This window comes from Pseudomonas sp. N2-3-1-14 (genome assembly GCF_041228395.1).
Lineage (GTDB): Bacteria > Pseudomonadota > Gammaproteobacteria > Pseudomonadales > Pseudomonadaceae > Aquipseudomonas.
Map to the genome: position 1 here is coordinate 4,492,451 of NZ_CP166199.1, position 24,674 is coordinate 4,517,124.

Annotated in this window: 21 protein-coding genes; 1 reads left to right on the top strand and 20 read right to left on the bottom strand. The window is 60.5% G+C overall.

What is annotated here, in order from left to right:
* Nucleotides 1-8: 8 nt before the first annotated feature.
* The 20 genes from fliG to AB5I78_RS20825 form a co-directional block, all read right to left on the bottom strand.
* Nucleotides 9-1,025 (bottom strand): flagellar motor switch protein FliG, encoded by a 1,017-nt coding sequence (fliG, locus tag AB5I78_RS20730; RefSeq protein ID WP_106576455.1) that lies wholly within the window; start codon nucleotides 1,023-1,025, stop codon nucleotides 9-11.
* The gene (gene fliF, locus AB5I78_RS20735) at nucleotides 1,018-2,793 is read right to left on the bottom strand and encodes a flagellar basal-body MS-ring/collar protein FliF (protein ID WP_369301257.1); all 1,776 of its coding nucleotides are present in this window, start codon (nucleotides 2,791-2,793) and stop codon (nucleotides 1,018-1,020) included. Before fliF ends, fliG begins: the two co-directional genes overlap by 8 nt.
* Nucleotides 2,794-2,809: 16 nt before the next feature.
* Nucleotides 2,810-3,139: a flagellar hook-basal body complex protein FliE gene (fliE, locus tag AB5I78_RS20740; protein WP_016972029.1), complete on the bottom strand. Its 330-nt coding sequence runs from the start codon at nucleotides 3,137-3,139 to the stop codon at nucleotides 2,810-2,812.
* Between the two features lie 146 nt (nucleotides 3,140-3,285).
* The gene (locus tag AB5I78_RS20745; protein WP_369301259.1) at nucleotides 3,286-4,665 is read right to left on the bottom strand and encodes a sigma-54-dependent transcriptional regulator; all 1,380 of its coding nucleotides are present in this window, start codon (nucleotides 4,663-4,665) and stop codon (nucleotides 3,286-3,288) included.
* 7 nt (nucleotides 4,666-4,672) lie between these two features.
* Nucleotides 4,673-5,884, bottom strand: a complete 1,212-nt coding sequence (locus AB5I78_RS20750; RefSeq protein WP_369301443.1) for a PAS domain-containing sensor histidine kinase — start codon at nucleotides 5,882-5,884, stop codon at nucleotides 4,673-4,675.
* 109 nt (nucleotides 5,885-5,993) lie between these two features.
* The gene (locus AB5I78_RS20755; protein ID WP_071483261.1) at nucleotides 5,994-7,469 is read right to left on the bottom strand and encodes a sigma-54 dependent transcriptional regulator; all 1,476 of its coding nucleotides are present in this window, start codon (nucleotides 7,467-7,469) and stop codon (nucleotides 5,994-5,996) included.
* 170 nt (nucleotides 7,470-7,639) lie between these two features.
* A complete protein-coding gene (locus AB5I78_RS20760) occupies nucleotides 7,640-7,936 on the bottom strand; it encodes a flagellar protein FliT (protein WP_145158887.1) in 297 nt (98 codons plus the stop codon).
* Nucleotides 7,937-7,960: 24 nt separating this feature from the next.
* Nucleotides 7,961-8,350, bottom strand: coding sequence for a flagellar export chaperone FliS (gene fliS, locus AB5I78_RS20765; RefSeq protein ID WP_106576450.1), 390 nt, complete (start codon nucleotides 8,348-8,350; stop codon nucleotides 7,961-7,963).
* 140 nt (nucleotides 8,351-8,490) lie between these two features.
* Nucleotides 8,491-9,903, bottom strand: a complete 1,413-nt coding sequence (gene fliD, locus AB5I78_RS20770; protein ID WP_242195629.1) for a flagellar filament capping protein FliD — start codon at nucleotides 9,901-9,903, stop codon at nucleotides 8,491-8,493.
* Nucleotides 9,904-9,983: 80 nt separating this feature from the next.
* The gene (locus AB5I78_RS20775) at nucleotides 9,984-10,343 is read right to left on the bottom strand and encodes a flagellar protein FlaG (protein WP_145158891.1); all 360 of its coding nucleotides are present in this window, start codon (nucleotides 10,341-10,343) and stop codon (nucleotides 9,984-9,986) included.
* Nucleotides 10,344-10,418: 75 nt separating this feature from the next.
* Nucleotides 10,419-11,864 carry a flagellin gene (locus AB5I78_RS20780; RefSeq protein ID WP_145158893.1) on the bottom strand — a complete coding sequence of 482 codons (1,446 nt, stop codon included), beginning with the start codon at nucleotides 11,862-11,864 and terminating at the stop codon, nucleotides 10,419-10,421.
* A gap of 267 nt (nucleotides 11,865-12,131) precedes the next feature.
* Nucleotides 12,132-13,061, bottom strand: coding sequence for a ketoacyl-ACP synthase III (locus AB5I78_RS20785; protein WP_145158895.1), 930 nt, complete (start codon nucleotides 13,059-13,061; stop codon nucleotides 12,132-12,134).
* 277 nt (nucleotides 13,062-13,338) lie between these two features.
* Entirely contained in the window at nucleotides 13,339-14,922 is a 1,584-nt protein-coding gene (locus AB5I78_RS20790) for a flagellar hook-associated protein 3 (RefSeq protein ID WP_145158896.1), read from the bottom strand.
* A 14-nt stretch (nucleotides 14,923-14,936) separates the two neighbouring features.
* Nucleotides 14,937-16,973 carry a flagellar hook-associated protein FlgK gene (gene flgK / locus AB5I78_RS20795; protein ID WP_242195637.1) on the bottom strand — a complete coding sequence of 679 codons (2,037 nt, stop codon included), beginning with the start codon at nucleotides 16,971-16,973 and terminating at the stop codon, nucleotides 14,937-14,939.
* Between the two features lie 10 nt (nucleotides 16,974-16,983).
* Nucleotides 16,984-18,252 carry a flagellar assembly peptidoglycan hydrolase FlgJ gene (gene flgJ / locus AB5I78_RS20800; RefSeq protein ID WP_242195639.1) on the bottom strand — a complete coding sequence of 423 codons (1,269 nt, stop codon included), beginning with the start codon at nucleotides 18,250-18,252 and terminating at the stop codon, nucleotides 16,984-16,986.
* Between the two features lie 3 nt (nucleotides 18,253-18,255).
* A complete protein-coding gene (locus AB5I78_RS20805; protein ID WP_145159575.1) occupies nucleotides 18,256-19,344 on the bottom strand; it encodes a flagellar basal body P-ring protein FlgI in 1,089 nt (362 codons plus the stop codon).
* 27 nt (nucleotides 19,345-19,371) lie between these two features.
* On the bottom strand, nucleotides 19,372-20,067 hold the full coding sequence (gene flgH / locus AB5I78_RS20810; RefSeq protein ID WP_003214607.1) for a flagellar basal body L-ring protein FlgH: 696 nt from the start codon (nucleotides 20,065-20,067) through the stop codon (nucleotides 19,372-19,374).
* A 53-nt stretch (nucleotides 20,068-20,120) separates the two neighbouring features.
* Nucleotides 20,121-20,906 (bottom strand): flagellar basal-body rod protein FlgG, encoded by a 786-nt coding sequence (gene flgG, locus AB5I78_RS20815; protein WP_005790105.1) that lies wholly within the window; start codon nucleotides 20,904-20,906, stop codon nucleotides 20,121-20,123.
* 71 nt (nucleotides 20,907-20,977) lie between these two features.
* Nucleotides 20,978-21,718, bottom strand: coding sequence for a flagellar basal body rod protein FlgF (gene flgF, locus AB5I78_RS20820; protein ID WP_369301262.1), 741 nt, complete (start codon nucleotides 21,716-21,718; stop codon nucleotides 20,978-20,980).
* Between the two features lie 252 nt (nucleotides 21,719-21,970).
* Nucleotides 21,971-23,533: a sigma-54-dependent transcriptional regulator gene (locus AB5I78_RS20825; RefSeq protein WP_369301263.1), complete on the bottom strand. Its 1,563-nt coding sequence runs from the start codon at nucleotides 23,531-23,533 to the stop codon at nucleotides 21,971-21,973.
* Between the two features lie 257 nt (nucleotides 23,534-23,790).
* Between AB5I78_RS20825 and phhA the strand changes: the two genes are divergently transcribed.
* On the top strand, nucleotides 23,791-24,582 hold the full coding sequence (phhA, locus tag AB5I78_RS20830; protein WP_145158906.1) for a phenylalanine 4-monooxygenase: 792 nt from the start codon (nucleotides 23,791-23,793) through the stop codon (nucleotides 24,580-24,582).
* Nucleotides 24,583-24,674: the final 92 nt, after the last annotated feature.

Genomic DNA, 24,674 nt, shown 5'->3' on the forward strand with positions numbered 1-24,674 from the left:
GCAGCGCCTTAGATCATTTCTTCGCCGCCCTTCCCGCCGAGAACGATTTCTCCGGCTTCGGCCATACGGCGGGCAATGGTGAGGATTTCCTTCTGGGCGGTTTCCACGTCGCTGACACGCACCGGACCTTTGGCTTCCAGGTCGTCACGCAACAGCTCGGAGGCACGCTTGGACATGTTCTTGAAGATCTTCTCTTTGACGTTTTCGTCCGAGCCCTTGAGGGCCAGCACCAGCACGTCCGAAGACACTTCGCGCAGCAACGCCTGGATGCCACGGTCATCGACATCGGAGAGGTTGTTGAACACGAACATGAGGTCTTCGATCTGGCCGGACAGGGTGTCGTCGATCTCGCGGATCGAGTCCATCAACTGACCTTCGACCGAGCTGTCGAGGAAGTTCATGATATCGGCCGCGCGCTTGATGCCACCCAGGGTGGTACGCGAGGCATTCGAGTTGCCCGAGAACTGCTTCTCGAGAATCGTGTTGAGTTCTTTCAATGCCGCTGGCTGCACGGTGTTCAGCGACGACACGCGCAGGATGATGTCCAGGCGCACTTTATGGTCGAAGTGGCCAAGCACTTCACCGGCCTGGTCCGGGTCCAGGTAGGCGACGACGATGGCCTGGATCTGCGGGTGCTCGTAGCGGATCACGTCGGCAACGGCGCGCGGCTCCATCCATTTCAGGCTGTCCAGGCCACTGGTGTTGCCGCCCAGCAGGATGCGGTCGATCAGGCCGTTGGCCTTGTCTTCGCCCAGCGCCGAGGTGAGCATCTTGCGGATGTAGCTGTCGGAGCCGACGCCCAGGCTGGTCTGGTCGCCGACGATCTCGACGAACTCGCTCATCACCTGCTCGACTTGCTCACGGTGCACATTGCGCATTTGCGCCATGGCCACGCCTACGCGCTGAACCTCTTTGGGGCCCATGTGGCGCAGCACTTGTGCGGCGTCGGTTTCACCCAAAGACAGCAGCAACACGGCGGCTTTGTCGACTTTGGTGAGCTTGGCAACAGCGGCTCGATCATTCATCTGCGTTAATCCACTCTTTCACGACCTGAGCCACACGGCCCGGGTCTTCTGCTACCAGACTCTTGATTGCGTTCAACTGAGCGTCATAGCCTTCGCTCGGGCTTGGCAACAGGATGCTTTGCGGGCCACCGAGGCTGACGCGGTCGTTGGCCAGTTCGCCGTCCAGGCCGCCCATGCCACCCAACTCGACGTCACTGCCAGCCAATGCCAGCTGCTTCTTGCCATGGCCGGTGATGTTGTTGAGCACGGGGCGCAGCACGCCGAACACCAGCACCAGGATGAACAACACACCCAGCACTTGCTTGACGATGTCCCAGAACCACGGCTGCGTGTAGAACGCCGGGTCGGCGATCACTTCGCCGCGCTCGGCGGAGAACGGCATATTGATCACGCTGACGCTGTCGCCACGGCTGGCGTCGAAACCGACGGCGTCCTGCACCAGACGGGTGAAGCGCGCCAATTCGTCGGCGCTCCAAGGCGCACGGGTGACGGCGCCGTCAGCGGCATTGACCTTGACCTGATCATCGACCACCACCGACACCGACAGGCGATTGATTTTGCCCTGCTGCTGCTTGGTGTGGCTGATGGAACGGTCGAGCTCGAAGTTCTTGGTGGACTGGTTACGCTTGTCCGCCGGGTACGGTGCGAGCATCGGCTGGCCGGTGGCCGGGTCCATGATCTGCTGGCCGTTGGCGTCCAACAGTGGCTGACCAGGCTGAATCGCACCCGCCGTCGCGGCAGCGCCACCGGTGGTTTGCGGTGCAGTGGCCGGGGCCGGTGGCTGGTTGCTCAGGGCACCCGGCACACCTTGCGGGCCATTGCTGGCGGTGCGTTGTTCGCTGGTCGATTGCTCGCTGCGCAGCGCCGGCTGGTCCGGGTTGAACTGCTCGGAGGTCGATTCGACCGCACTGAAGTCCACGTCGGCAGACACTTCAGCTTTATAGCGGTCGTTGCCCAGCACCGGCTGCAGAATGTTGTGCACACGCTGAGTGAGCATGCTTTCCATGCGACGGCTGTAGTCGAACTGCTTGCCGGCCTGGGTCAGCGCGGAGTTCTCGGCCTGGTCGGACAGCAGGTTGCCCTTCTGGTCCACCACGGTGATTTGCGACTTGCTCAATTCAGGAACGCTGGTGGCCACCAGGTTGATGATCGCCAGGACCTGGCCAGGCTCCAGGGAGCGGCCGGAAAACAGTTCGACCAATACCGAGGCGCTTGGCTTGCGCTCGTCGCGCACGAACACCGAGCTTTTCGGAATCGCCAGGTGCACGCGGGCGCCCTTGACGTTATTCAAGCTTGAGATGGTGCGTGCCAGTTCGCCTTCCAGGCCACGGCGGTAGCGTGTGGCCTCCATGAACTGGCTGGTGCCCAGGCCCTGGTCCTTGTCGAGAATTTCAAAACCGATATTGCTGTCGGACGGCGTGACGCCGGCGGCCGCCAGCTTAATGCGCGCACGCGCCACGTCATCGGCCTTGACCAGCAAGGCCCCGGAATTGGGCTCCACGGTGTAGGCGATGTCGGCGGCGGCCAGGGTTTCCATGATCTGCTTGGAATCCATCCCGGCCAGGCTGCCGTACAGCGGGCGGTAATCAGGTTGCTGCGACCACAGCACCACGGCAAAACCAATCGCCACGCTGGCAGCCAGGCCGACCATCAGGCCCACCTGACGCAACATGGTCATTTCGGAAAGGTTTTCCAGGAACGACAGGCCAAACAGCGGCGGCTTGCCGTCTGCCTTGGCGGGTACGTTGTCCACGACTGCTTCTGCCATGACTTAAATCTCGTCCTTAAACCGGCATCTGCATGATGTCTTGATAAGCCTGAACCAACTTGTTACGCACTTGGGTCAAGGCCTGAAAGGAAACGCTGGCCTTTTGCGAAGCGACCATCACATCGGTGAGGTCCACGCCGCTTTTGCCGATCTCGAAGGCGGTAGCCAACTGATTAGAGGCTTGCTGGGTATCACTGACTTTGTTGATTGCCTGACCGAGCATGTCGGCAAAACTGCTTTGGCCCAATTCCGGCGCAGGCGCGACGGATTTCGGTTGAGCCATGGCATCCATTTGCATGGAGCGCATATCCAACATCAACCGATTGAACTCAATACCCTGGCTCATGACCTTCTCTCTCCGACGACCCGCAATTTTTTGACACTACGCAGCGGTTACTAGGGGTGGTAGCAACAAGGGTGCCAGCTCCGTGGCTATTCGTAAGAAAAGGCGACAAACCCTGTCAGCCTGAGTATTTCCAAGACGGCGATTTGTCAGGTCGCGAACAGGTAGGCTTCGACATCCATCCCCGCGTCGCGCATCTGCGCCAGCTTGTAGCGCAAGGTGCGCGGGCTGATGCCCAGGCGCTCGGCGGCTTCCTTGCGGCGGCCGCGCTCGGCACGCAGGGTGTCGATGATCATCTGGAATTCGCGGCGACGCAGGTCGTCGCCCAAGGCGCCGCCAGACTCGGCGTCGGCCACGACCACCGGTGCCGGCGCCAGGCTCGGCAACGGCGCCGCGCCACTACCCATGGCCAGGCAGAAGTCCTGCGGCTGGATCAACCCGCCCTGCTGCAAAATCAGCGCGCGCTGGATGGCATTGTCCAGTTCCCGCACATTGCCGGGCCATGGGTAGCTGATCAGGCAGGCCTGGGCCTCGGCCGACAGCCGCGCCTGGGCATGCTTCATTTTTTTGACGTGGTTGTTCAACAGGCGCTCGGCCAGCGGAATGATGTCCGCCGGGCGCTCACGCAGCGGGCGCCAGGCCAGCGGGAACACCGAGAGCCGGTAGAACAAGTCTTCACGAAAGCGCCCCGCCGCCACTTCGCCCGCCAGGTCGCGGTTGGTGGTGGCGACCACGCGGATGTCCAGCTGGATGGGCTTGCGCGCACCGACACGCTCCACTTCGCGCTCCTGCAGCACCCGCAGCAGCTTGGCTTGCAGGCCCAGGGGCATTTCCGAAATTTCGTCGAGCAGGATGGTGCCGCCGTCGGCCTGTTCAAACTTACCAGCCTGCGCGGCAATGGCGCCGGTGAACGAGCCCTTTTCATGGCCGAACAGCGTGGCTTCGAGCATGTTGTCGGGAATCGCCGCGCAGTTGATCGCAATAAACGGTTGTTTGGCGCGGCCCGACTGCTGGTGAATGTAACGCGCCAACACCTCTTTACCGGTGCCGGACTCGCCAGAGATCAACACGGTTGAATCGCTGCGCGCCACCCGGGCTGCCAGTTCCAGCAACTGCGCGCTGGCCGGCTCGAAGGCAATCGGGCCTTCACCCTCGGCATTCGACACCACGCCCAGCGCATGCCGGGCGACCAGTTCGATCAGTGCCTTGGGCTCGAAGGGTTTGACCAGGTAATCCGCCGCCCCCTGGCGCATCGCGTCCACCGCCCGCTCGACGGCGCCATGGGCTGTCATCAGCAACACCGGCAGTTGCGGCTGGCACGCGCGCAACAGGCCGAGCAACTGGTGGCCGTCCATGCCAGGCATGTTTACGTCACTGACCACCAGGCTGAAGGACTCTTGCTCAACGGCCTCCAAGGCATCCTCGGCAGAACCGACCGCCCGGTAGTCATGGCCCGCCAACAGCAGCGTGTCAGCCAATGCTTCACGCAGGGCGCGATCGTCTTCGACCAATAAAACCTTGATAGCCATAGTCCTTTTACTCCGCGCTTGCCGCGCTGGAAAACAGCGGCAAGGTCATCAATGCACAGGTGCCACGCCCCAACCGGGAGTGCAGCTGCAATTCTCCCTGATGTGCACGCGCCACTGCCTTGACCACGGTCAGGCCCAGGCCCGTGCCGTTGGTCTTGGTGGTAAAAAACGGTTCGCCCAGGCGTTGCAGCACGACCGGGTCGATGCCGCTGCCGCTGTCGCTGATGCACAGGCGCAGGGTTTGGTCGCGGGTGTAGAGGTGCACTTTGAGCCGCGCACCCGGGCCGCTGGCCTGGGTGGCGTTTTCGATCAGGTTGAGCAAGGCGCCGACCAGGGTGTCACGGTTGCACAGCAACTCGCCCAAGTGGCTGTCGCACTGCCAGCGCACATTGACGTCCCGGATATGCGTGGCGGCTGCCGCTTGCAGCGACTGCATCAGCGCGGATGGCGTGACGCGGTCGGTCAGCGGCAATTCGCCGCGGGCAAACACCAGCATGTCGCGCACCTGGTGCTCCAATTCATGCAGGCGTTCCTTGAGGCGACCGGCAAATCGCTGGTGGGTGGCGGCCGGCAATTGCTCATCAGTCAAATGACTGGCGTAGATCAACGCGGCCGACAACGGCGTGCGGATCTGATGCGCCAACGAAGCGACCATCCGCCCCAGCGACGACAAACGCTCATGGCGCGCCAACTGGTCTTGCAAGTGACGGGTTTCAGTCAGGTCGTTAAGCAGCACCAGCTGGCCGGGCTCGGCGTCCAGGGAACGGGTGGCGATGGACAGACGCCGACCGTCTTTGAGGGAGATTTCATGGCCATCGTCTTCGCGCGGCGCAAAGCAGCGTGTAATCACCTGGCGCCACAGCTCGCCTTCCAGCGGCTCGCCCAGCAAGTCACGCGCGGCCGGGTTGGCTTCGCGGACACGGCCCATTTCATCGATGACGATTACGCCGCCAGGCAACAGGTCGAGGAGGTTTTGCAGACGGTTGGCCAGACGCTCTTTCTCGGCCAACTCCTGCATGCGCTGGGCGCTGACCACTGCCAGTTCGCCTTTAAGCTCGGAAACCCGCGCTTCCAGCAGACTGTAGGAGTCGGTCAGTTGGCTCGACATCTGGTTGAACTGCGAGAACGCCTGTTCAAGACCCTGCCGGGTCAGCGGCTCTGCGCACGGAACCAGCCCAGGAATAGCAGGGGCTGAAGAAAGTTTGGCGGCGTGGGGCATCATGCTCTCTCGCTGGCTGACCGTCAGTTAAACGGAACGTTGCGAGGGCTGTAGCAATACCCGTGCCGAAAAAAATAGACCTATCTATCAGTCAGTTAAAAAACAGGCGTCAATCATCCGCCTGTTCGTCACCTTCGCGACGGCTCATGCCGTACTTGCGCATCTTCTCCACCAAGGTGGTGCGACGGATGCGCAGGCGCTCGGCCGCGCGCGCGACAATGCCATTGGCATCGTCCAGCGCCTGCTGGATCAGGCCTTGTTCGAGGCTACCGAGGTAGTCCTTCAAGTCCAGGCCTTCGGGCGGCAGCATGGCGGTGGAACCGAAGTCCGGCGTATGGCCGTTGATGGCCACGCGCTCTTCCAGGTCACTGCGCAGGCTGTCTACCAGCTGCTCGTCTTCGTCGTCGACGTAGCGGAATTTCTTCGGCAGCTCGACCACGCCGATCACACCGTACGGGTGCATGATGGCCATGCGCTCGACCAGGTTGGCCAGCTCACGGACGTTGCCCGGCCAGCCGTGACGGCACAGCGACATGATCGCGGCGGAGTTGAAGCGAATCGAGCCGCGCTTTTCGTGTTCCATGCGCGAGATCAGTTCGTTCATCAGCAGCGGGATGTCTTCCACGCGCTCACGCAGCGGGGCCATCTCGATAGGGAATACGTTGAGGCGGTAGTAGAGGTCTTCGCGGAAGCTGCCGACCTCGATCATGCTTTCGAGGTTTTTGTGCGTGGCCGCGATGATGCGCACATCGACGCTCTGGGTCTTGTTGCTGCCCACGCGCTCGAAGGTGCGCTCCTGCAACACGCGCAACAGCTTGACCTGCATCGGCAGCGGCATGTCGCCGATTTCGTCCAGAAACAGGGTGCCGCCATTGGCCAGTTCGAAACGCCCGGCACGGCTAGTGATCGCCCCGGTAAAGGCGCCCTTTTCGTGGCCGAACAGTTCGCTTTCGAGCAACTCTGCCGGGATCGCCCCGCAGTTGACCGGCACGAACGGCCCGTCGCGGCGCTTGGAGTGATAGTGCAGGTTGCGTGCGACCACTTCCTTGCCGGTACCGGACTCGCCGAGGATCAATACGCTGGCGTCGGTATCGGCCACTTGCTGCATCATCTGGCGCACGTGCTGGATCGCACGGCTGGTGCCGACGAGGCTGCGAAACAGGTTGGGTTCGCGATGACGACCGCGCTCGCGGGCCTGGTCATACATCTCGCGGTAGACCTGGGCACGGTGCAGGGAGTCGAGCAATTTGCTGTAGCTGGGCGGCATTTCCAGGGTGGAAAGCACGCGGCGGCGCTGGTCTTCCGGAAGGTCCACGGAAGAAATATCGCCCATCAGCAACACCGGAAGGAACTCATCCCAGGTAGACAGTGTCTTTAACAAGCCCAGAACTGCGCCAGGAGCGTTGACCGTCCCGATCAACACACAGATGACTTCACGGCTCGACGACAAAGAGCTGACCGCCTGCTGCCAGTCATGGCTACCGCAGGGCAAATTTTCTTCACCAAGAAAATTCAAAATTACCGCTAAATCGCGGCGGCGGACGCTATCGTCATCAATCAGCAGAATTTTGGTTTCACGCCACATGCAATAGCAACTTCCCTAGTAAAACGCTCTGCCCCAGAGTGAGGGCAATCTAGACGTTTGTAAGATTTCTTACCCTACTAGACGTCTGAAATCTGAAAACAGCACTAGTTAAGTCAAAAATGCTGGCACAGTCAAATATATGACGCGCCGTTCGGATTAACTGAGCCCATTCAGCCGAACAGATGGTAAACCTTTGACGCGCTTTCCGCTCGGTTGATCTGCGACATCTCTTCGAAAATCGCCTGGCGTTCGCCAGTCGTCACTTCAAGCAACTGCTGATACACCGCCAGCAAGCTTTGCAGCTTTTCCCGCAGGGCATCCTCGTCCACCGGCGCATTGTTGAGTGCCTCATCGATCACCGCACGACACCCCATATCCAGTTCGCCGATAGCGTCCCAGTTACGGTGGGCCAATGCGTCAACCAAAGCTTCGCGGGTCTCGTCAATCCGTTGCAGGGCGTGGCTCATGACATCATCCTCAGGCCAACAGGCCTACAGTGTTGCAATACCGTCCCAGCCTTCCTTGAGCGTAATCATCAGGCCGGCTACTTCGTCGATCATGGCGACATCGCTCTTGCTGTTGGCTTCCAGCAGGCGCGTGGTCATGTAGGCATACAGATTGTCCAACTGCTGCAACGCGGCCGGATCATCGGTTTTTTCCGGATTAAGGCCATCACGCAAGCCGATCAGGATGTCGATCGCCTTGCCCAGCAGCAAACCTTTTTGCGCGATATCACCACGAGCCATGGCGCCTTTGGCCTGAGCCATGCGATCCAACGCGCCTTCCATCAGCATCTGGACCAGACGGTGCGGGCTGGCTTCGGAGATCTGGGCATGGGAATTGACCTTCTGGTATTGGCGAAGGGCTCTCATGGGATTCATGTTTCTACCTCGTGACAGGCAACAGCTAAATAGGATGGGCTCTGACTAATATGTCGACTGGGTCGCAAAAAACTTTAACCGCAAGTCGGCTGAAGGCGGCGCCCGATGGCGGTAATCACCAGCGGGCGGCTTCATCGGGATCAACTGTCCGAAGACGTCTTGTTCAGCGCGTTGAGCGTGCTCATGACACTGGAACGCTGGCTGGTGAGCTGGGCCACCAGGTTGTTCATCGTCGTGTACTTGGCGGTCAGGCTGGTCTTCAGGGCGGCCATACGCGCGGTTAGGGTGTCCTGCTGGTTCTGCAGGTCCTTGAGATCGTCCGACAGCGTCGACGAACGCGTGGCCAGCACGCCGGTGTTGCTCAGTGCATAGCTGTCGGTCGCGCTTTTCATGCGCGCCAGCAAGCCATTGTCACCGTTGAAAATGCCGCCGATGTCGGTGGGGTTGGTGGCAATCGCTGCACCGAACACCTTATCGTCGATACTCAACTTGCCGGTGCCGGAGTCCGTGTTCACGCCAAATTGCGCCAAGGACTTCAACGTGCCCGTGCCCGTCATTGCGTTCAGCTCGCTACGCAACGCGGTCTGCAGGGAGCGCATGGTGGCATCGCCTGTCAGCGCAGCGCGCGTGGTGGAACCGTCCGCGTTGGTGGTGACCGCGGTCTCGGTGTTCATGGCCGTCATCAACGCGTTGTAGGTGTCGACAAAACCCTTCACCGAACTTTTGAGGGTGTCGTTGCTGCGGGTGACCGTGATGGTCGATGACACGCGCGTAACGCCGTCAGGGAGCGTCCCTGTAACCCCGGCAGGCAGAGGCGACACCGCCGTCAACTTGATGCTCACACCACTGATCGCCTCGGTCAGGGTATTGCTCTTGGATTCCTGAGCCGTGCCGTCAATGGTGTATTTAGCGTTTTGCGGTGGATCACCCACAACCGACGAACCCGCTTCCAGGCCGGAGTTACCCCCCAGGGTAATGTCCGTGCCGGCGCCGGTATTGGTCGAGGTCATGACCAGGCGAGAACCGGTGGCGTCAGTCAGGATGTTGGCACTCAGGCCAACACTGCTGTATTGCGCGTTGATCGAGTCACGCACTTGTTGCAGCGTCGCGCCTGGCGGAACACTGACCCCGTAACTCTGACCAGACTGGGAAATTTCCAGGGTCGTCGCGGTGGTGCCGGTATTGACGACGGTTTTCGCGCCGGTTGAATAATTCTGAGTAGCAACCTTCGAGGCGGTCGCCAACTGGTTGACGATCAGCTGATAACTGCCCGCAGACGCACCGGCACCCAAGGTCACGGTGGACACGTTGGCATCCGACGTCGTCGCCGTCAGGCCGCCGATACTGGCGTCCTTGGTCATGTTGTCCATGGCACCACGGAAGGCATCCAGCGCGGCTTGAATCTTGCCGATCGAGGACAGCTGGGCAGTCGACGTTTGCGTCTGCTTGTTGATCTGCGATTGCTTCGGCGCCTGTTCCGCGTTCACCAATGCCGTCACGATCTGCTGGGTATCAATGCCCGTAACGGGGCCGCTAACTGATATATCACCCATGATTCTTCTCCTGATCCGGGGCTGGCGCTTTATTGACGGACGACGCCTAAAGCAGCTACAGCAACAAAATTCATGCCAGCTCAGACTTTGGCGTCAAACAATACGCTGCTGGCGTCATGAAGGCTTTGTGCGAGTTTCAATGCCGTTTCCGATGGGATCTGACGAATGACCTCGCCGCTTTCGGTCGCTATGACCTTGACGACTACTTGATGGGTGGAGTCATCAATGGAAAAGTCCAGGTTGCGCTGGGCAGCCTGGACGAATTTGCGAATATCCGTGACCGCCTGTTCAAGGTCGGACGGCTTCGAGTCCTGCTTGGGTTGGACCGTCGCAGCCAAAGGATCAACCTTGGTTTTCTGCGGGTCGTTGTTCACGGGAGCAGGAGCGCTCTGTGGCGCCACTGCCGGATAAGACAGGTTCAACTTCACGCTCATGTCCATGCCCAATCTCCTCATCACGCAAAAGACAAAAGGGCACGTAAACGCGCCCTTCCGTCATTCATCTACCGATGGCTATTACTGAAGCAGCTTCAGCACAGCGGAAGGCAGTTGGTTGGCCTGGGACAGGATCGCAGTGGAAGCCTGTTGCAGGGTTTGTTGCTTGGTCAGCTGAGCAGTTTCTGCAGCGTAGTCAACGTCCTGAATCTGACCGCGAGCGGCGCTGGAGTTGTCCGAGATGCTCTGCAGGTTGGCAACGGTGTTGTCGAAACGGTTTTGTACAGCACCGAGACCGGCACGCTGGGAGTCGATGTCCGAGATCGCCTGGGTGATCACGTCGATCGAGTTCTGTGCGTTGGCAGCAGTGGTGATGTCAGTGTTGTTGACGGTGGTTTTGGTGGAGTTGGCAGCAGTACCAGTAGCTGCGAACAGACCGGTCACACCGGCGCCGCTCAGCGAGTAGCTGCTGGAGGAGTTCAGCGACACTGCGCCAGTAGCGACGATCGGGCCAGCGTCCAGTGCAACGGCTGTGCCGAATGCACCGCTGCCGTCCTGAGTAGCGACCTTGACACCTGCAACAGCACCGGCATCGCCAGCGTTGAAGGTCAGGTTCTCACCGGTATCGGACTTGACCGACAGAGCGTTGGTGGTCGAATCGTAGTTAACGGTGATGCCCAGTTTGGCAGCGTTGGACTTCAGCTGGTCAGCCAGGTCCGAAGTGCTGGTCACGCCAGTGAACTGGACAGCGGTACCGCTGCCGACTTTCAGGGTGAAGTTGGCGCTGGCAGGGCTGGCAGCAGCAATGGCAGTGGAGTCAACGGAGAACTGGGCAACAGTGCTGGCAGTAGCAGCCAGGCCGCCGACAGCGCCGTTCATTTGAGCAGCGATCTGCTTGGCGGAAGCGCCGGCAGCGATGGTCAGGTTGGTCGACTGGCCGCCACCGGTAACGGTGATTGCGCCGCCGGCAACGCCGGTTGCACTTGGCGCTACGCCTTGAGTTTTCAGCTGCTGCGAACCAATGTTGTTGGCTGCAACGTTACCGATGCTCATGTCGATGGTCTGGTTGGCGTTGGCGCCGACCTGGAACGAAGTAGTACCGAAAGAACCGTCCAGCAGGTTCTTGCCACCGAAAGTAGTGGTGGTAGCGATACGGGTCAATTCAGCAGTCAGCGCTGCGTATTGAGCCTGGTTCGACTTACGGTCTTCAGCGCTTGGCGAGCCGTTGGCGGATTGCAGAGCCAGGGTACGCATGCTTTGCAGGATGTTGGTGGACTGCTGCATTGCGCCTTCAGCGGTCTGAGCAATCGAGCTACCGTCGTTGGCGTTTTTGATTGCAACGCCCAGGCCGTTGATCTGGCTGGTCAGACGGTTGGAGATTTGCAGGCCGGCCGCGTCGTCTTTGGCGCTGTTGATACGCAGGCCGGAGGACAGACGCTGCATGGAAGTTTGCAGGGCGCCGGAAGCCTTGTTCAGGTTGTTCTGAACGTTCAACGAAGCAAGGTTAGTGTTTACTGTTAAAGCCATGACGAAATCCTCGTGGGTGGTGTACTGCGGCTTCCGGCCCTGGCAACCGCCGGGTGTGGCCTAGAGAACCTTCGTAATAGTTATCGTCGTGAATGCAGGTTGCTTGAGGACTTTTTTGATTTTTTTTACTAGCAACGGGCCATCCTTTGTAATTCAAGCATTTACGACAGCCCAAACGCCCGCAAATGCTGGGTTTTCTGGCGCCAAATAAAAAACGCCCAGGCTTTTACAAGCCTGGGCGTTTTTGTGTGCAGCTCTATCAGGGCATCACGGACGATAGAGAATCGCCGAACCCCACGACAAGCCAACCCCAAATCCGCTGATCGCGACACGCTTCCAGTCGCCGTCCATCATGTGCTTTTCAAGCAGCAGCGGAATGCTGGAAGACACGGTATTGCCGGTCTCGACCATGTCCTTGATGAATTTCTCCACCGGGGCGTCTTCAAAACGCCGGGCCACGGCGTCGACAATCGCCGCACTGCCCTGGTGAATGCAGAAGGCATCGATTTCGTCAGCCTTGAGCTGCGATTCGTTGAGCAGCTCATGCAGATGCGCCGGCACTTTGAGCAGGGCAAAGTTGAACACCTGGCGGCCATTCATGAAAAACACGCCATCGCTGACCTTCAGATGCGGCGCACCGGAACCGTCAGTACCGAACTTCGACTTGCCGAGCAACCACGGCGCATCTTCACCCATCCAGGTGGCAGTGGCGGCATCGCCGAAGAGCATGGTGGTGTTGCGGTCTTCCGGGTCAACGATCTTCGAATACGGGTCGGCGGTGATCAGCAGGCCGTTTTTCAGGCCGGTGGCTTCCATGAAGCCTTTCATCGCGTAGATGCCGTAGACATAGCCCGAGCAACCCAGCGAGATATCAAACGCCGCCACATGGGTCGGCAGGCCCAGTTTGTCCTGGACGATGGCGGCCGTGTGGGGCAAGCCTTCCTCATCGCCGTTTTGGGTCACGACGATCAGCGCGTCGATGGACTCGCGCTTCAAATCAGGGTTGTTGGCAAACAAGGCGTTGACCGCCTCGACGCACAGGTCGGAGGTTTCCTGCGCAGCATCCTTGCGCGGCAGGAACGCCGAACCGATCTTGCCAATGATGAAGTCCTCATCCTTGGCGAATTTGGCGCCCTGGGCGTAGTTATCGACCCCGTCTGCCGGCACGTAACTGGCGATGCTTTTTATGCCAATCATTGTGGCTTCCCAATACTAAATAGCTGGATAACACCCCTCGGGCTACGCCGGGAGCGCTGACAATAAAGGGGATAACCCCGTAAAAATATCGCTGAAAGCCCCCGCGCAAAGACCCTGCGACGACTTATCCTTTTCACACGATACAGTGAAGATGCGCTTTATGACTCACAGGTCACTCAATTTTGTGCGCTTTGTGCAAAACCCTGCAACATTCTCGGCCCCAGAAACGACAACGGCCCACCCTGTTGCCAGGGTGGGCCGCTTGTACGCTCGCCCGTTACATGCGGCTGAACAGGCTCAACTGGGAGATCTTCACAAACGCCAGCTGCGAAGCCTGCAGCATGGTCTGCTGCAATGTCAGGTCAATGGCCGCCTGGCCCATGTCGACGTTCGCCAGCGATGACATGGTGGAGGTGTTGGCCAGCCCCAGGCTGGTGTTTTCCTGGCTCTGGATATCCAGGGCGTTCTGGCGCGCGCCAATCGAGCCACGCACCTGGTCGATCTGCGCCGAAGCATTGGCCAGGTTACCGATGGAGGTATTGATCACGTCCTTGAGATTGTTCATGGCAACCGGGTCGCCATCGGCCGGGGTTTCCAGCGCCTTGCGCAGTTGGCCCAGCGTGTCCAGGGCGTTCATGTTCTTGTTGCTGGTGGCATTCACCGAAAACTGATCACCCGCCCCCGGCGCACCGCTCACATCGAAGGTCACCCCGGCAGCCGTGATCGACGTCGCGCCGGTGGCCATGGTGCCCGTGGCAATTGACTTGCTGTTCGCCGAGTACGGCTGGGCGTACACCTCATAGTCATTGCCGCTGGTGAACTTGATCACCGCGCCCGAGTTCGGAAAGGTGCTGGCGTAGGCCGCCTGGTCGGTGACCCGGCCACCGGTCAACTGCGCCGTAGACGGATTACTGGCTGTACGCGAACTGCTGAACGTGTCCGGCTTGCTCTCCAGCGTAAAGGCCTTGCCCGCCACCAGCGCGTCAGACGGCGCGCCCGAGGCCACATCAGACCCAAGGTTCAGGCTGATGTCGAACTTGACCCCGCGCAGGTTGACGCTGGACGCGCCTTCCTTGGTGGAATCAAATGTGCCGTTACCGGAGATCTCGGACGTAACGTCGTTGCCGTCCTTGTCGGTCACGCTGTATTGGGTACTGCTGGAGAAGGTCAGCTTGTACGGCTGGCCATCGGCAAAATTCTTCGTGTAAGCGGTGCCCGAGGTGACCAGGCCCGCCGAAATCGCGATTTTGCCGTCGTTGACCGCCGGCGGCAAAATCGTCGCCTGAGTGCGACCGGTGTTGCCGGAGCTTTCCAGCAGCGTCTTGCCGGTATCGCCCGCGGCAACCGTCAAGTTGCTCGACACTTGCAGGCTCAGCGGCGTCTCATCACCCTGGTAGGTGTAGGTGCCATCGTTGTTACGGCTGTAGGGCGGCGTGTCGGTCTTGGCCCCGGAAAACATGTAGTTGCCGCTGGAATCCTTGGTGTTGAGCAGGCCCAACACCTGGTCTTCGAGCGCGCCGACCTGAGCGGCGATAGCCTTGCGGTCGTCATTGCTGAGCTTGAGGTTACCCGCCTGCAACGCCAGGCCGCTGGCGGTTTGCATGGCCGTGTTGATGCTCGACAACACGCTTTCCTCGTTGGTCAGCGAGTTTTGCAGGCTGGTGATGTTGCCGTTGTACTGGCCCAGCATGTCTTTCTGCTGTTGCAGCATCAGCAATTGCGCGGCGGCTACCGGATCATCCGAAGCGGTCTGCACGCGCACGCCGGAGCTGGCCTGGTCCTGAGCCTTCACCACACCCGAATAGTTATCCTGATATTTGGCGGAGCTGGTGTCGAAATACTGCTGTGTAGAGATACGCATCGTTCCAGACTCCTTTAAAGGGCGTTGATCAGTGTGCTGAAGGTTTCTTGCGCGGCCTTGATGATCTGCGACGACGCGGTGTAGTACTGCTGGAACTTGATCATGTCGCCCGCCTCCTCATCCAGGTTGACCTGGGACACCGAGTCGCTGGCCGCCTTGTTCGCGGCCAGCAATGCGCCGGTGGCGGTGCTGTCGGTGTTGGCCTGAGCAGCCTTGGAACCGACTTGGGACACCAGCCGGCTGTTGGCGCTGACCAGGCTCACGCCCGCATTGCCATCTACCGCGCCGACCGTCGCCTTGGTCTGCAAACCCAGCAATTGCTGAGCGTTGCGGCCATCGGAGGTGGCGCCGCTGTTGAACGAGAAAGTCGTGCTGTCGCCGTTGGCGGGTGCGCCCGCCACCGTGGTGTCGAAACTGAAGCTCTTGCCTGGAATCAACGTGCCGCTGGCATCACGCATTGGCACACTGATAGAGACCTTGTTGCCCTGGCCCGGAATGATGCTGCCGGTGCCGATCGAGTTGCCCTGGGCATCGCTCACTGTGTAGGACTGGGTGCCGTCTGCCGCAGGCTTGCCAAACACCATCTTCACTGGCATCGAGTTTTCGATCCCGGTGCGCAATTGCGCGCTGGCGGCGCCGCCATTGATATCGATCGGCAGCGTCAATGTCGGTGGTGTGAACGTGCCGGTGCCGGTGTTGGTAGTACTGGAATTACCGGCCAGTGGCGCCGCGAACGCGAGCTTGTTCGGGTCCTTGAGGTCGACACTGATGTTGCTGGCCCCGGTCGCCGTCGGGCTGACCTTGAAGCTGTCACCGGCAGCCATCGGCCCCTTGCCATCCAGTGCCAGGGTGAAGCCGTCGATCACGGGCGGCGGCGTGGTGGTGGTGTCGAACGAGCCCATGGCTTTGCCGTCGGAGCGCACCACGTTGTACTGGTTGCCGCTGGTGAAGGTGACTTTGTAGTCGAAGGTCGAGAGCTTGCTGCTGTCGGCAATCGTCACATTCAGGTTGCCCGAGCCTGCGCTGTTGCCCGAGGCTGCCTGGCTACGCTGGGTGATGGCCGCGGCGCTGTTGATGTCGCTGAACAACGAAGAACCGAAATCGCTGTTCAGGTCCAGGCCCTGGCCCAACTGGCTGTTGACGCTGTCAGCGGTGGCAATGGCAATGCGGCCCAGGTCATTGATGGCCGGCATCAGCGCATCACTGCGATAACGCAACAGGCCGCCGATGCTGCCGCCGGACACCACGTTGCCGATGTCCATCGGCGTGTCGCCCATGTTGAGCTGAATGGTGTACTGGCTGTTGTCGGTTTTGCTCGGCACCGCCGAAATCGTGTTGGCCACACCGCCTTCGACCAGCGACTGGCCGGTGCCGGTGGTGATGCTGAACTGGCCGTTCTTCTCGGTGGCCGTTACGCCGATCAGCTCGTTGAGCGAACGCACTGCCTCGTTACGCGCATCCAGCAGGTTGGCCGGCGCACTGGTCGACGAGCCCTGGGCGGTTGAAATTTGCGTGTTCAGCGAGGCAATCGACGAGGTCAGCTTATTGACCTGATCACTCATGGTGCTCAGCTGACTGTTGATGCTTTCTTTTTGCTGGGTCAGTTGGGTGGAGATCGCGTTGAAGCGGTCGCTCAAGGTCTGGGCGCTGGTCACCAGCAGCTGGCGCGCGGACACGTCGCTGGGGGTCGCTGCCGCGGTCTGCAGGGACGCGAAAAACGCGCTGAGCACGGCAGACATGCCGGTGGACTTGTCAGACAGGGTCTTGTCAATCGCAGCCGCCTGGCCCGCGTAGGCGGTGGCGTCGCTGTTGAGGGCCGTGCTGCTCTGGTAAGCGGCGCCCAAGAAATCGTTATAGATGCGGCGCACATCCGCCAGGGTCGTGCCGCTGCCGATGTACACGCCACCGTACTGATTGCTGGCGCTGGCGTTCTGGGTGGTCTGCTGACGCGAGTATCCCGGGGTGTTGACGTTGGCAATGTTGTTACTCAGGACCGACAACGATCCTTGAGCGGCGTTGAGCCCCGACATCCCGATATTGAGCAAACTCATGATTCAGACCTTATAAATGAGTGGAGGCGCCCGCGGCAGCGTAATCCTGGTAACTGTTCATCGTTTTGGCGATCTGCGAAATCTTGCTGGCGTAGTCCGGGTCGGTTGCATATCCGGCTTTTTGCAACTCGCGCACAAACTGTTCCGGGTTGTCGGCTGATTTCACAACTTCTTTATAGCGATCATTGCTTTGCAGCAATGTGACCAGATCGTGGAAGCTGTCCTGATAGGAGTTGTAGGAACGGAACTGCGCCGTTTCCTTGACCATCGACCCATCACGAAACTCGCTGGTAATTGCACGCGCCTGGCCGCCCTGCCAACTCTGCCCGGCCTTGATGCCGAACAGGTTGTGACTGCTGCTGCCGTCCTCGGCGCGCATCACCGATTTGCCCCAACCGGTTTCCAGCGCGGCCTGGGCCACCAGGTACTTGGGGTCGACACCGATGCGCGCGGCGGCCGCCTTGGCCATCGGCAGCATGGTGGCGACAAATTCATCCTGCGAGCTGAAGGCTTTCTTCGCCGGCGCCAGCGGTGGCTGGGCGATGGCGCGGCCATACACCTGCATGCGCCCGCTCGGTACGGCAATGCTGCGCGCGCTGCTGTTGACCACGTTGTCGGCGGCGGCGCTGTTACGCAGCGGCGCGCTCTTGGCATCGATGGCGACCGGCGCGTTCGGCACGATACCGGCCAACAGACGGTCAGTCAGCTTGCTCGGCAAGGCGATACGGCGCTGGTTCATCAGCTCCATGTCGTTGGCGTGCGTACTCGCGCCTTCAGGCACGGCCACGCGATAAGCCCACAGCGGACGCTGACCGTTGGAGCGGCCCAACGGCCCTGCGGCCTGGGTGCCTGCGGCGATTTCCGTCGGCACATCGACCTTCTTCGCCGGCGCTTGCGCCGCCTCCGGGCCCTGCAACGTGGCCGCCTGGGCGTCCACCGGCTTGTTCTTCTGCATCTGGCGCATCAGCACGTCGGCCAGGCCAATGCCACCGCCTTCGCGAGACATCGAAACCGCCAACTGCTGGTCGTACATTTCCTGGTATTGCTTGGCCGCCGGCGTATTCAGCGGGTTGTCCTTGCCCAGCGCTTCCGTGGCCGAGCGCATGGACTTGAGCATCTCGCTGAGAAACAGCGACTCGAACTCCTGCGCGACTTTGCGCATGTTGCCTTCGCTGTTCTTGTCGGCGCCGACCTTGAGCTGGTTAAGCCGGTTCAGGTCGGAGTAAGACCCCGAATCTGCCGTGCTGCTGATCCCGCTCTGGCGCATATCCATGACCATGGCTCAGATCACTATCAGGTCGGCTTGCAAGGCGCCGGCCTGTTTCAGCGCTTCGAGGATCGCCATCAAGTCGCCTGGGGCTGCGCCCACCTGGTTCACCGCGCGGACAATCTCGTCCAGCGTGGTGCCGGGGCCGAACTTGAACATCGGCTTGGCTTCTTGCTGAGCATTCACCCGCGAACGCGGCACCACCGCCGTCTGGCCATTGGACAAGGGCCCAGGCTGACTGACGATCGGGTCTTCGGTGATGGTCACGGTCAGGCTGCCGTGGGTCACGGCCGCCGGCGATACCTTGACGTTCTGACCGATCACGATCGTGCCGGTACGCGAATTGATGATGACCTTGGCCACCGCCTGGCCTGGATCGACCTCAAGGTTTTCCAGGATCGACAGGTAATCGACGCGCTGGCTTGGGTCCAGTGGCGCGGTGACGCGGATCGAGCCGCCGTCAATGGCCTGGGCGACGCCAGGGCCGAGCATGTCGTTGATCTTGTCGACCACGCGCTTGGCGGTGGTGAAGTCCGAACGGTTGAGGTTCAAGGTCAGGCTGTTGCCCTGGTTGAAGCCGCTGGGCACGGTGCGTTCCACCATGGCGCCACCTGGAATTCGTCCGGCAGACGGCACGTTAACGGTGATCTTCGAACCGTCACGGCCCTCGGCGTCAAAACCACCGACCACCAGGTTGCCCTGGGCGATGGCGTAGACATTGCCGTCGATACCCTTGAGCGGCGTCATCAGCAACGTGCCGCCGCGCAGGCTTTTGGAGTTACCGATGGACGAGACGGTGATGTCCACCACCTGACCCGGCTTGGCGAACGCCGGCAAGTCGGCACTGATGGACACGGCCGCAACGTTTTTCAGCTGCACGTTGCCCGAGCCCGCGGGCACCTTGATGCCGAACTGCGAGAGCATGTTGTTGAAGGTCTGCAGGGTGAACGGGGTTTGGGTGGTCTGGTCACCCGTGCCGTTAAGCCCCACCACCAGGCCGTAGCCGATCAGTTGGTTGGAGCGCACGCCGGAAATACTGGCGATGTCTTTCAACCGCTCAGCAAAGGCCCCTGTGCTCAAGGCCAGCAACAACGCGGCAGCCATCAGCTGTTTGAGTTTCAAAGTGGCCACCTAGAAAGGGAACAGCGGGCTAAGGAAGAAACGGTCGAACCAGCCCGGCTGACTCGCATCAGCAAACGAACCCGTACCCGAGTAGGTAATGCGCGCATCGGCAATCCGCGTCGACGGCACGGTGTTGTCGGTGGAAATATCATCGGCGCGGACCATGCCCGCAATGCGCACCAGCTCGTCGCCGGTGTTGAGGGTCATCCACTTTTCACCGCGTACGGCGATGATGCCGTTGGGCAATACATCGGCGACGGTCACGGTGATCGAACCGGTCAGGCTGTTGCCCTGCCCCGCCGCACTTTTGCCGTTGGTGGCGCGGTCGCCGCTGTAGCCGGCGTCCAGGCTCAGGTCGCCACTGCCCAGCGGGTTGTTGGTGTTAGGCACGCCACCGAACAGCGACGTCAGACCAATGCTGGTCTTGCTGGTCTTGCCGATCTGCGAGTTGGCGTTTTTGCTGGCCTGGGTTTTCTCGTTCAGGGTGATGGTGATGATGTCACCCACGCGGAACGCCTTGCGGTCGCTGTACAGGTTCTGTTCGAAACCGGCCTGGTAGATCGAGCCATTGTTGGCCGCCGCCGGCAACGGCGTGCGCGGCAACACCGGCGCGTAGTACGGGTCATTGGGTTTTGGCGTCGGGGCGACACAGCCCGCGAGCACGGCGATCCCACTCAATGCCAGAACAGAAACATAGCGATTCATGACCCTTACCTCACGGTGTTGCAGGCGCCGTCGATGGCGCCCCATAGACTTGATTACAGATTCTGCGTTACGAACGAAAGCATCTGGTCGGCGGTGGAAATCACCTTGGAGTTCATCTCATAGGCGCGCTGAGTGGTGATCATGTTGACCATCTCCTCAACCGTGCTGACGTTGGAAGTTTCCAGGGTGCTTTGCAGCGTGGTGCCAAAACCGTTCAGGCCAGGGGTGCCGATTTGCGGCGCGCCGCTGGAGGCGGTTTCCAGGAACAGGTTGTTACCCATCGCTTGCAGGCCGGCCGGGTTGATGAAGTCGGCGGTTTGCAGGTTGCCGATCACTTGCGACGCCGGGTTGCCGGCCACGGTGATCGACACAGTGCCGTCGTTGCCGACGGTGAAGGTCTTGGCGTCCGCTGGAACCACAACAGCCGGCTCCAGGGCGAAACCGTTGGCCGTGACGATCTGGCCATTGGAGTCGAGGTGGAACGTGCCGTCACGGGTGTAGGACGTGGTGCCATCGGGTTGCAGGATCTGGAAGAAGCCGCGCCCGTTGATGGCCATGTCCAATGGCTGACCGGTTTGCTGCAGGTTACCGGCGCTGAAGTTCTTCTGCGTGCCAACGATCTGCACACCGGTACCCAGTTGCAGGCCCGACGGCAATTCGCTGTCCTGGGTCGATTGGGCGCCCGGCTGCTTCTTGATCTGATAGAGCAAATCCTGGAACTCGGCGCGGTCACGTTTAAAGCCCGTGGTCGACACGTTCGCCAAGTTGTTGGAAATGGTGGTCAGGTTGGTGTCCTGGGCGGACAAACCGGTTTTGGCAACCCATAGAGCCGGAAGCATGCTGTTCTCCTTCGTGCGCCTGTTTGTTGGCGCTGCGCTGCAAAATTAGTAGTCGGTCAGTAACGCGCCAATCAGCTCATCGCCAGAACGCGGGTCATGGCCTGGTCGTCTTCCTTGGCGCTGTTCATCATCTTGATGTGCAGCTCGAACTGCTTGGAAAGCGACAGCACCGCGGTCATTTCTTCAACGGCGTTGACGTTGCTTGCCTGCAGGAAGCCCGACGTCAGCGTGACGTTGGCGTTCGCCTGGGCCGGCAGGCCATCCTTGGTGTGGATGGTGCCGTCCAGGCCCTTGGTCATGTTCTTGAGGTCCGGCTGGACCAGCTTGATGCGGTCCACTTCAGCCATGACCCGCGGGCCTTCACCCATGGCGCGGATGCTGATGGTGCCGTCGGCACCCACTTCGATTTTCTGCTGCGGCGGCACCGCAATCGGGCCACCGTTGCCCATGATCGGCATGCCGTTGCCGGCCCGCAGCACGCCCAGCGCATCCACATTCATGCTGGCGCTGCGCACGTAGGCTTCACTGCCATCGGGGGTTTGCACGGCCATCCAACCGTCGCCGCTGACCGCTACATCGAGGTCACGACCGGTTTCGATCATGGCGCCCGGGGAGAAGTCGGTGCCCGGACGCTCGGTCATGGCAAACGCGCGCGCCGGAAAGCTGTCACCAAACACCGGCATCGAACGCGCCTGCTCCAGGTCACGCTGAAAACCGTTGGTGGAGATGTTCGCCAGATTGTTGGCATGGGCCTTCTGCGCCAGTGCATTCTGGCTGGCGCCGGTCATTGCCACATAAAGGTACTTGTCCACGCTCTATCCTCTTTCTGACGGACGCTTGCCGCCCACCGCTGTACTGATGAGGCTTAAGCAATTTGCGAACCAACTTTTAAAAACGAGGAAAAGTCCAGGCAGTACGGGGGTTTGCGGGGAGGCACGGAGATTATGAGGCTGGACGAGAGTCGAAAAAACGGCGGACTACTGCCGCCTGCGGCAAGCACAGGTCTTGAAGATGACAAATAACAAATGTGGGAGCTGGCTTGCCAGCTCCCACAGGGGATGCGTTCACTTGTCGCCCTTGAGGATTTCGTAATCACGCAGCTTATTGGCGATGGTGGTGTGCGACACGCCCAAGCGTTTGCCCAGTTGCCGGCTGCTGGAATGCTCGGCATATAAAGCCTCCAGCACTGCCTTCTCGAACCGGCCGACGATCTGCTCCAACCCGCCCTCCAACGAGAAATCGCCAAGCGGCTGACGCACGCCGTAATCCGGCAAGCGAATATGCTCAGCCTTGACCGTCCCGCCTTCGCACAACGACACCGCCTGAAACAGCACGTTTTCCAGCTGGCGCACATTGCCCGGCCAGTGATAGTGGCTGAGCCGATCCATCGCAGCCGGTGCCAGCTTGCGCAGCGGGCAGCCGATCTGCCGGCTGGCTTGATCGAGGAAATGCTCAACCAACGGCGCCAACCCATCCAGGCATTCGCGCAGCGGCGGGATATGCAGCGACAGCACATTGAGGCGGTGATAAAGGTCCTGGCGGAATTCGCCGCGGGCGCAAAGCTCAGACAAGTCCACCTGCGTCGCACAGATCACCCGTACATCCAGGTAAACCTCTTCATCACTGCCCACCCGGCGAAAGCATCCGTCCTGCAGAAAACGCAGCAATTTCACCTGCAGACGCGCGCTCATTTCGCCGACGCCATCGAGAAACAACGTACCGCCTGCCGTCAGCTCCAACAGACCCAGCTTGCCTTCGGCCCGCGCGCCTTCAAATGCACCAGGCCCGTAGCCAAACAGCTCAGTCTCGGCCATTGACTCCGGCAAGCCTGCGCAATTGAGCGCCATCAATGGCGACTGCCCACGCGGGCTGGCCAGGTGACAAGCGCGGGCCAACAGCTCTTTGCCGGTGCCGGTTTCGCCTTCTATTAATAGAGGCGCATCCAAAGGCGCCATGCGCCGCGCCTCGCGCACCACGGCCGCCATGACCCTGGAGCTCTGGAAGATGCTGTCGAAACCACGCAGTTCCTGCTTGCGCACGTTGTAGATGCGTTCCCCGACGCGGTCGGCGCGGTGCAGGGTCAGCACGGCCCCCGCCATGGCTTCGCTGTCATCGTGTTCGGAGGATTGCAGCGGCGCGATGTCCGCCAGGAATACGTCACCCTTGACCTTGACCCGCAAGCCATTGATGCGCGACTTGCTCGCCCGCACCAGTTCCGGCAGATCGAAGTCTTCGGCGTAGCGCGACAGTGGAATGCCCGGCACCTCGTCCACGCGCACCCCGAGCAACTGCGCCGCCGCGCGGTTGGCGGCAACGATGGAGCCGCCCATGTCGATCGACAGCACCGGAAATTCCAGGGCGCCAAGCAGCGCATTGAGCTCCATATGCCGACGCTCGCTGGGCATCAGCCCTACCCGCTTGACGCCAAACACCCCGGCAATGGCTTCAAATTGCGGGCGCAGCGCCTGAAATTGCATGTTCACCAGGTTGGGGCAAAACAGGTAAATCGCATTGCCATGTTCGCCGCCGACCTCGCCCTTCGCGACGTTGACGCCGTACTCCACCAACAGGTTGAGGATGTCCCGCAGGATGCCGATGCGGTTCTGGCAGTGCACTTTAATACGCATGAAAAAGCCCGAAAGGTGGGAAGGCGCCGCGTCTTTTTGCCGCTGGGCGCAGATAGTCGTCAAGATTATGTGACAGCCCGTGAGCATTTCACAGCCCAAGACAAGGATGAGACGGACTATCGTAACGAATACTTTACAAAAAACGGTAACATTTCCTACAGCATTAAGCCGCAGCCCGATGGAATCCGGCGCCTCAAGGGTTATCAATAGGCTCATCGCAGGACATAACAAGAACGAATGCCTAGCAGGAGAGCCGTATGAAGCAAACGCACTACGTGGCCCGCGAGCCCGATGCGCAAGGTTTTATCCACTACCCGCCGGAAGAACACGCGGTGTGGAACACCCTGATCACGCGCCAGTTGAAAGTGATCGAGGGCCGCGCCTGCCAGGAATACCTGGACGGCATCGACAAGCTCGGCCTGCCGCTGGACCGCATTCCGCAACTGGGTGAAATCAACCAGGTGCTGGCCGAGACCACCGGCTGGCAAGTCGCCCGCGTGCCGGCACTGATCCCCTTCCAGACCTTCTTCGAATTACTCGCCAGCAAGCAGTTTCCGGTGGCGACCTTTATTCGTACCCGCGAAGAACTGGACTACCTGCAAGAGCCGGATATTTTCCACGAGATCTTCGGCCACTGCCCGCTGCTGACCAACCCCTGGTTCGCCGAATTCACCCACACCTACGGCAAGCTCGGCCTGGCCGCGACCAAGGAACAGCGCGTGTACCTGGCGCGCCTGTACTGGATGACCATCGAGTTCGGCCTGGTGGACACCCCGCAAGGCCGGCGCATCTACGGTGGCGGCATTCTGTCGTCGCCCAAGGAGAGCGTGTACTGCCTGTCGGATGAGCCCGAGCACCAAGCCTTCGACCCGCTCGAAGCGATGCGCACGCCGTATCGGATCGACATCCTGCAACCGCTGTATTTCGTCCTGCCTGAGCTCAAGCGCCTGTTCGACGTGGCACAGGAAGACATCATGGGCATGGTCGAGCGCGGTATGCAGTTGGGTCTGCACGCGCCGAAATTTCCGCCCAAACCCAAAGCAGCTTGAACCTTACGTTTTCAGGCCAGGTGAGTCTGTTCCCTGGCCGCGCGTTGCTTTAGGGTGACGCCACTGACGACCGTTTTTCAAACACTCGAATT

Excerpts from the sequence above, each read along its gene's own strand:
- fliG (WP_106576455.1), bottom strand. The coding sequence starts at position 1,025 with ATGAATGATCGAGCCGCTGTTGCCAAGCTCACCAAAGTCGACAAAGCC.
- fliF (WP_369301257.1), bottom strand. The coding sequence starts at position 2,793 with ATGGCAGAAGCAGTCGTGGACAACGTACCCGCCAAGGCAGACGGCAAG.
- fliE (WP_016972029.1), bottom strand. The coding sequence starts at position 3,139 with ATGAGCCAGGGTATTGAGTTCAATCGGTTGATGTTGGATATGCGCTCC.
- AB5I78_RS20745 (WP_369301259.1), bottom strand. The coding sequence starts at position 4,665 with ATGGCTATCAAGGTTTTATTGGTCGAAGACGATCGCGCCCTGCGTGAA.
- AB5I78_RS20750 (WP_369301443.1), bottom strand. The coding sequence starts at position 5,884 with ATGCCCCACGCCGCCAAACTTTCTTCAGCCCCTGCTATTCCTGGGCTG.
- AB5I78_RS20755 (WP_071483261.1), bottom strand. The coding sequence starts at position 7,469 with ATGTGGCGTGAAACCAAAATTCTGCTGATTGATGACGATAGCGTCCGC.
- AB5I78_RS20760 (WP_145158887.1), bottom strand. The coding sequence starts at position 7,936 with ATGAGCCACGCCCTGCAACGGATTGACGAGACCCGCGAAGCTTTGGTT.
- fliS (WP_106576450.1), bottom strand. The coding sequence starts at position 8,350 with ATGAATCCCATGAGAGCCCTTCGCCAATACCAGAAGGTCAATTCCCAT.
- fliD (WP_242195629.1), bottom strand. The coding sequence starts at position 9,903 with ATGGGTGATATATCAGTTAGCGGCCCCGTTACGGGCATTGATACCCAG.
- AB5I78_RS20775 (WP_145158891.1), bottom strand. The coding sequence starts at position 10,343 with ATGGACATGAGCGTGAAGTTGAACCTGTCTTATCCGGCAGTGGCGCCA.
- AB5I78_RS20780 (WP_145158893.1), bottom strand. The coding sequence starts at position 11,864 with ATGGCTTTAACAGTAAACACTAACCTTGCTTCGTTGAACGTTCAGAAC.
- AB5I78_RS20785 (WP_145158895.1), bottom strand. The coding sequence starts at position 13,061 with ATGATTGGCATAAAAAGCATCGCCAGTTACGTGCCGGCAGACGGGGTC.
- AB5I78_RS20790 (WP_145158896.1), bottom strand. The coding sequence starts at position 14,922 with ATGCGTATCTCTACACAGCAGTATTTCGACACCAGCTCCGCCAAATAT.
- flgK (WP_242195637.1), bottom strand. The coding sequence starts at position 16,973 with ATGAGTTTGCTCAATATCGGGATGTCGGGGCTCAACGCCGCTCAAGGA.
- flgJ (WP_242195639.1), bottom strand. The coding sequence starts at position 18,252 with ATGGTCATGGATATGCGCCAGAGCGGGATCAGCAGCACGGCAGATTCG.
- AB5I78_RS20805 (WP_145159575.1), bottom strand. The coding sequence starts at position 19,344 with ATGGCTGCCGCGTTGTTGCTGGCCTTGAGCACAGGGGCCTTTGCTGAG.
- flgH (WP_003214607.1), bottom strand. The coding sequence starts at position 20,067 with ATGAATCGCTATGTTTCTGTTCTGGCATTGAGTGGGATCGCCGTGCTC.
- flgG (WP_005790105.1), bottom strand. The coding sequence starts at position 20,906 with ATGCTTCCGGCTCTATGGGTTGCCAAAACCGGTTTGTCCGCCCAGGAC.
- AB5I78_RS20825 (WP_369301263.1), bottom strand. The coding sequence starts at position 23,533 with ATGCGTATTAAAGTGCACTGCCAGAACCGCATCGGCATCCTGCGGGAC.
- phhA (WP_145158906.1), top strand. The coding sequence starts at position 23,791 with ATGAAGCAAACGCACTACGTGGCCCGCGAGCCCGATGCGCAAGGTTTT.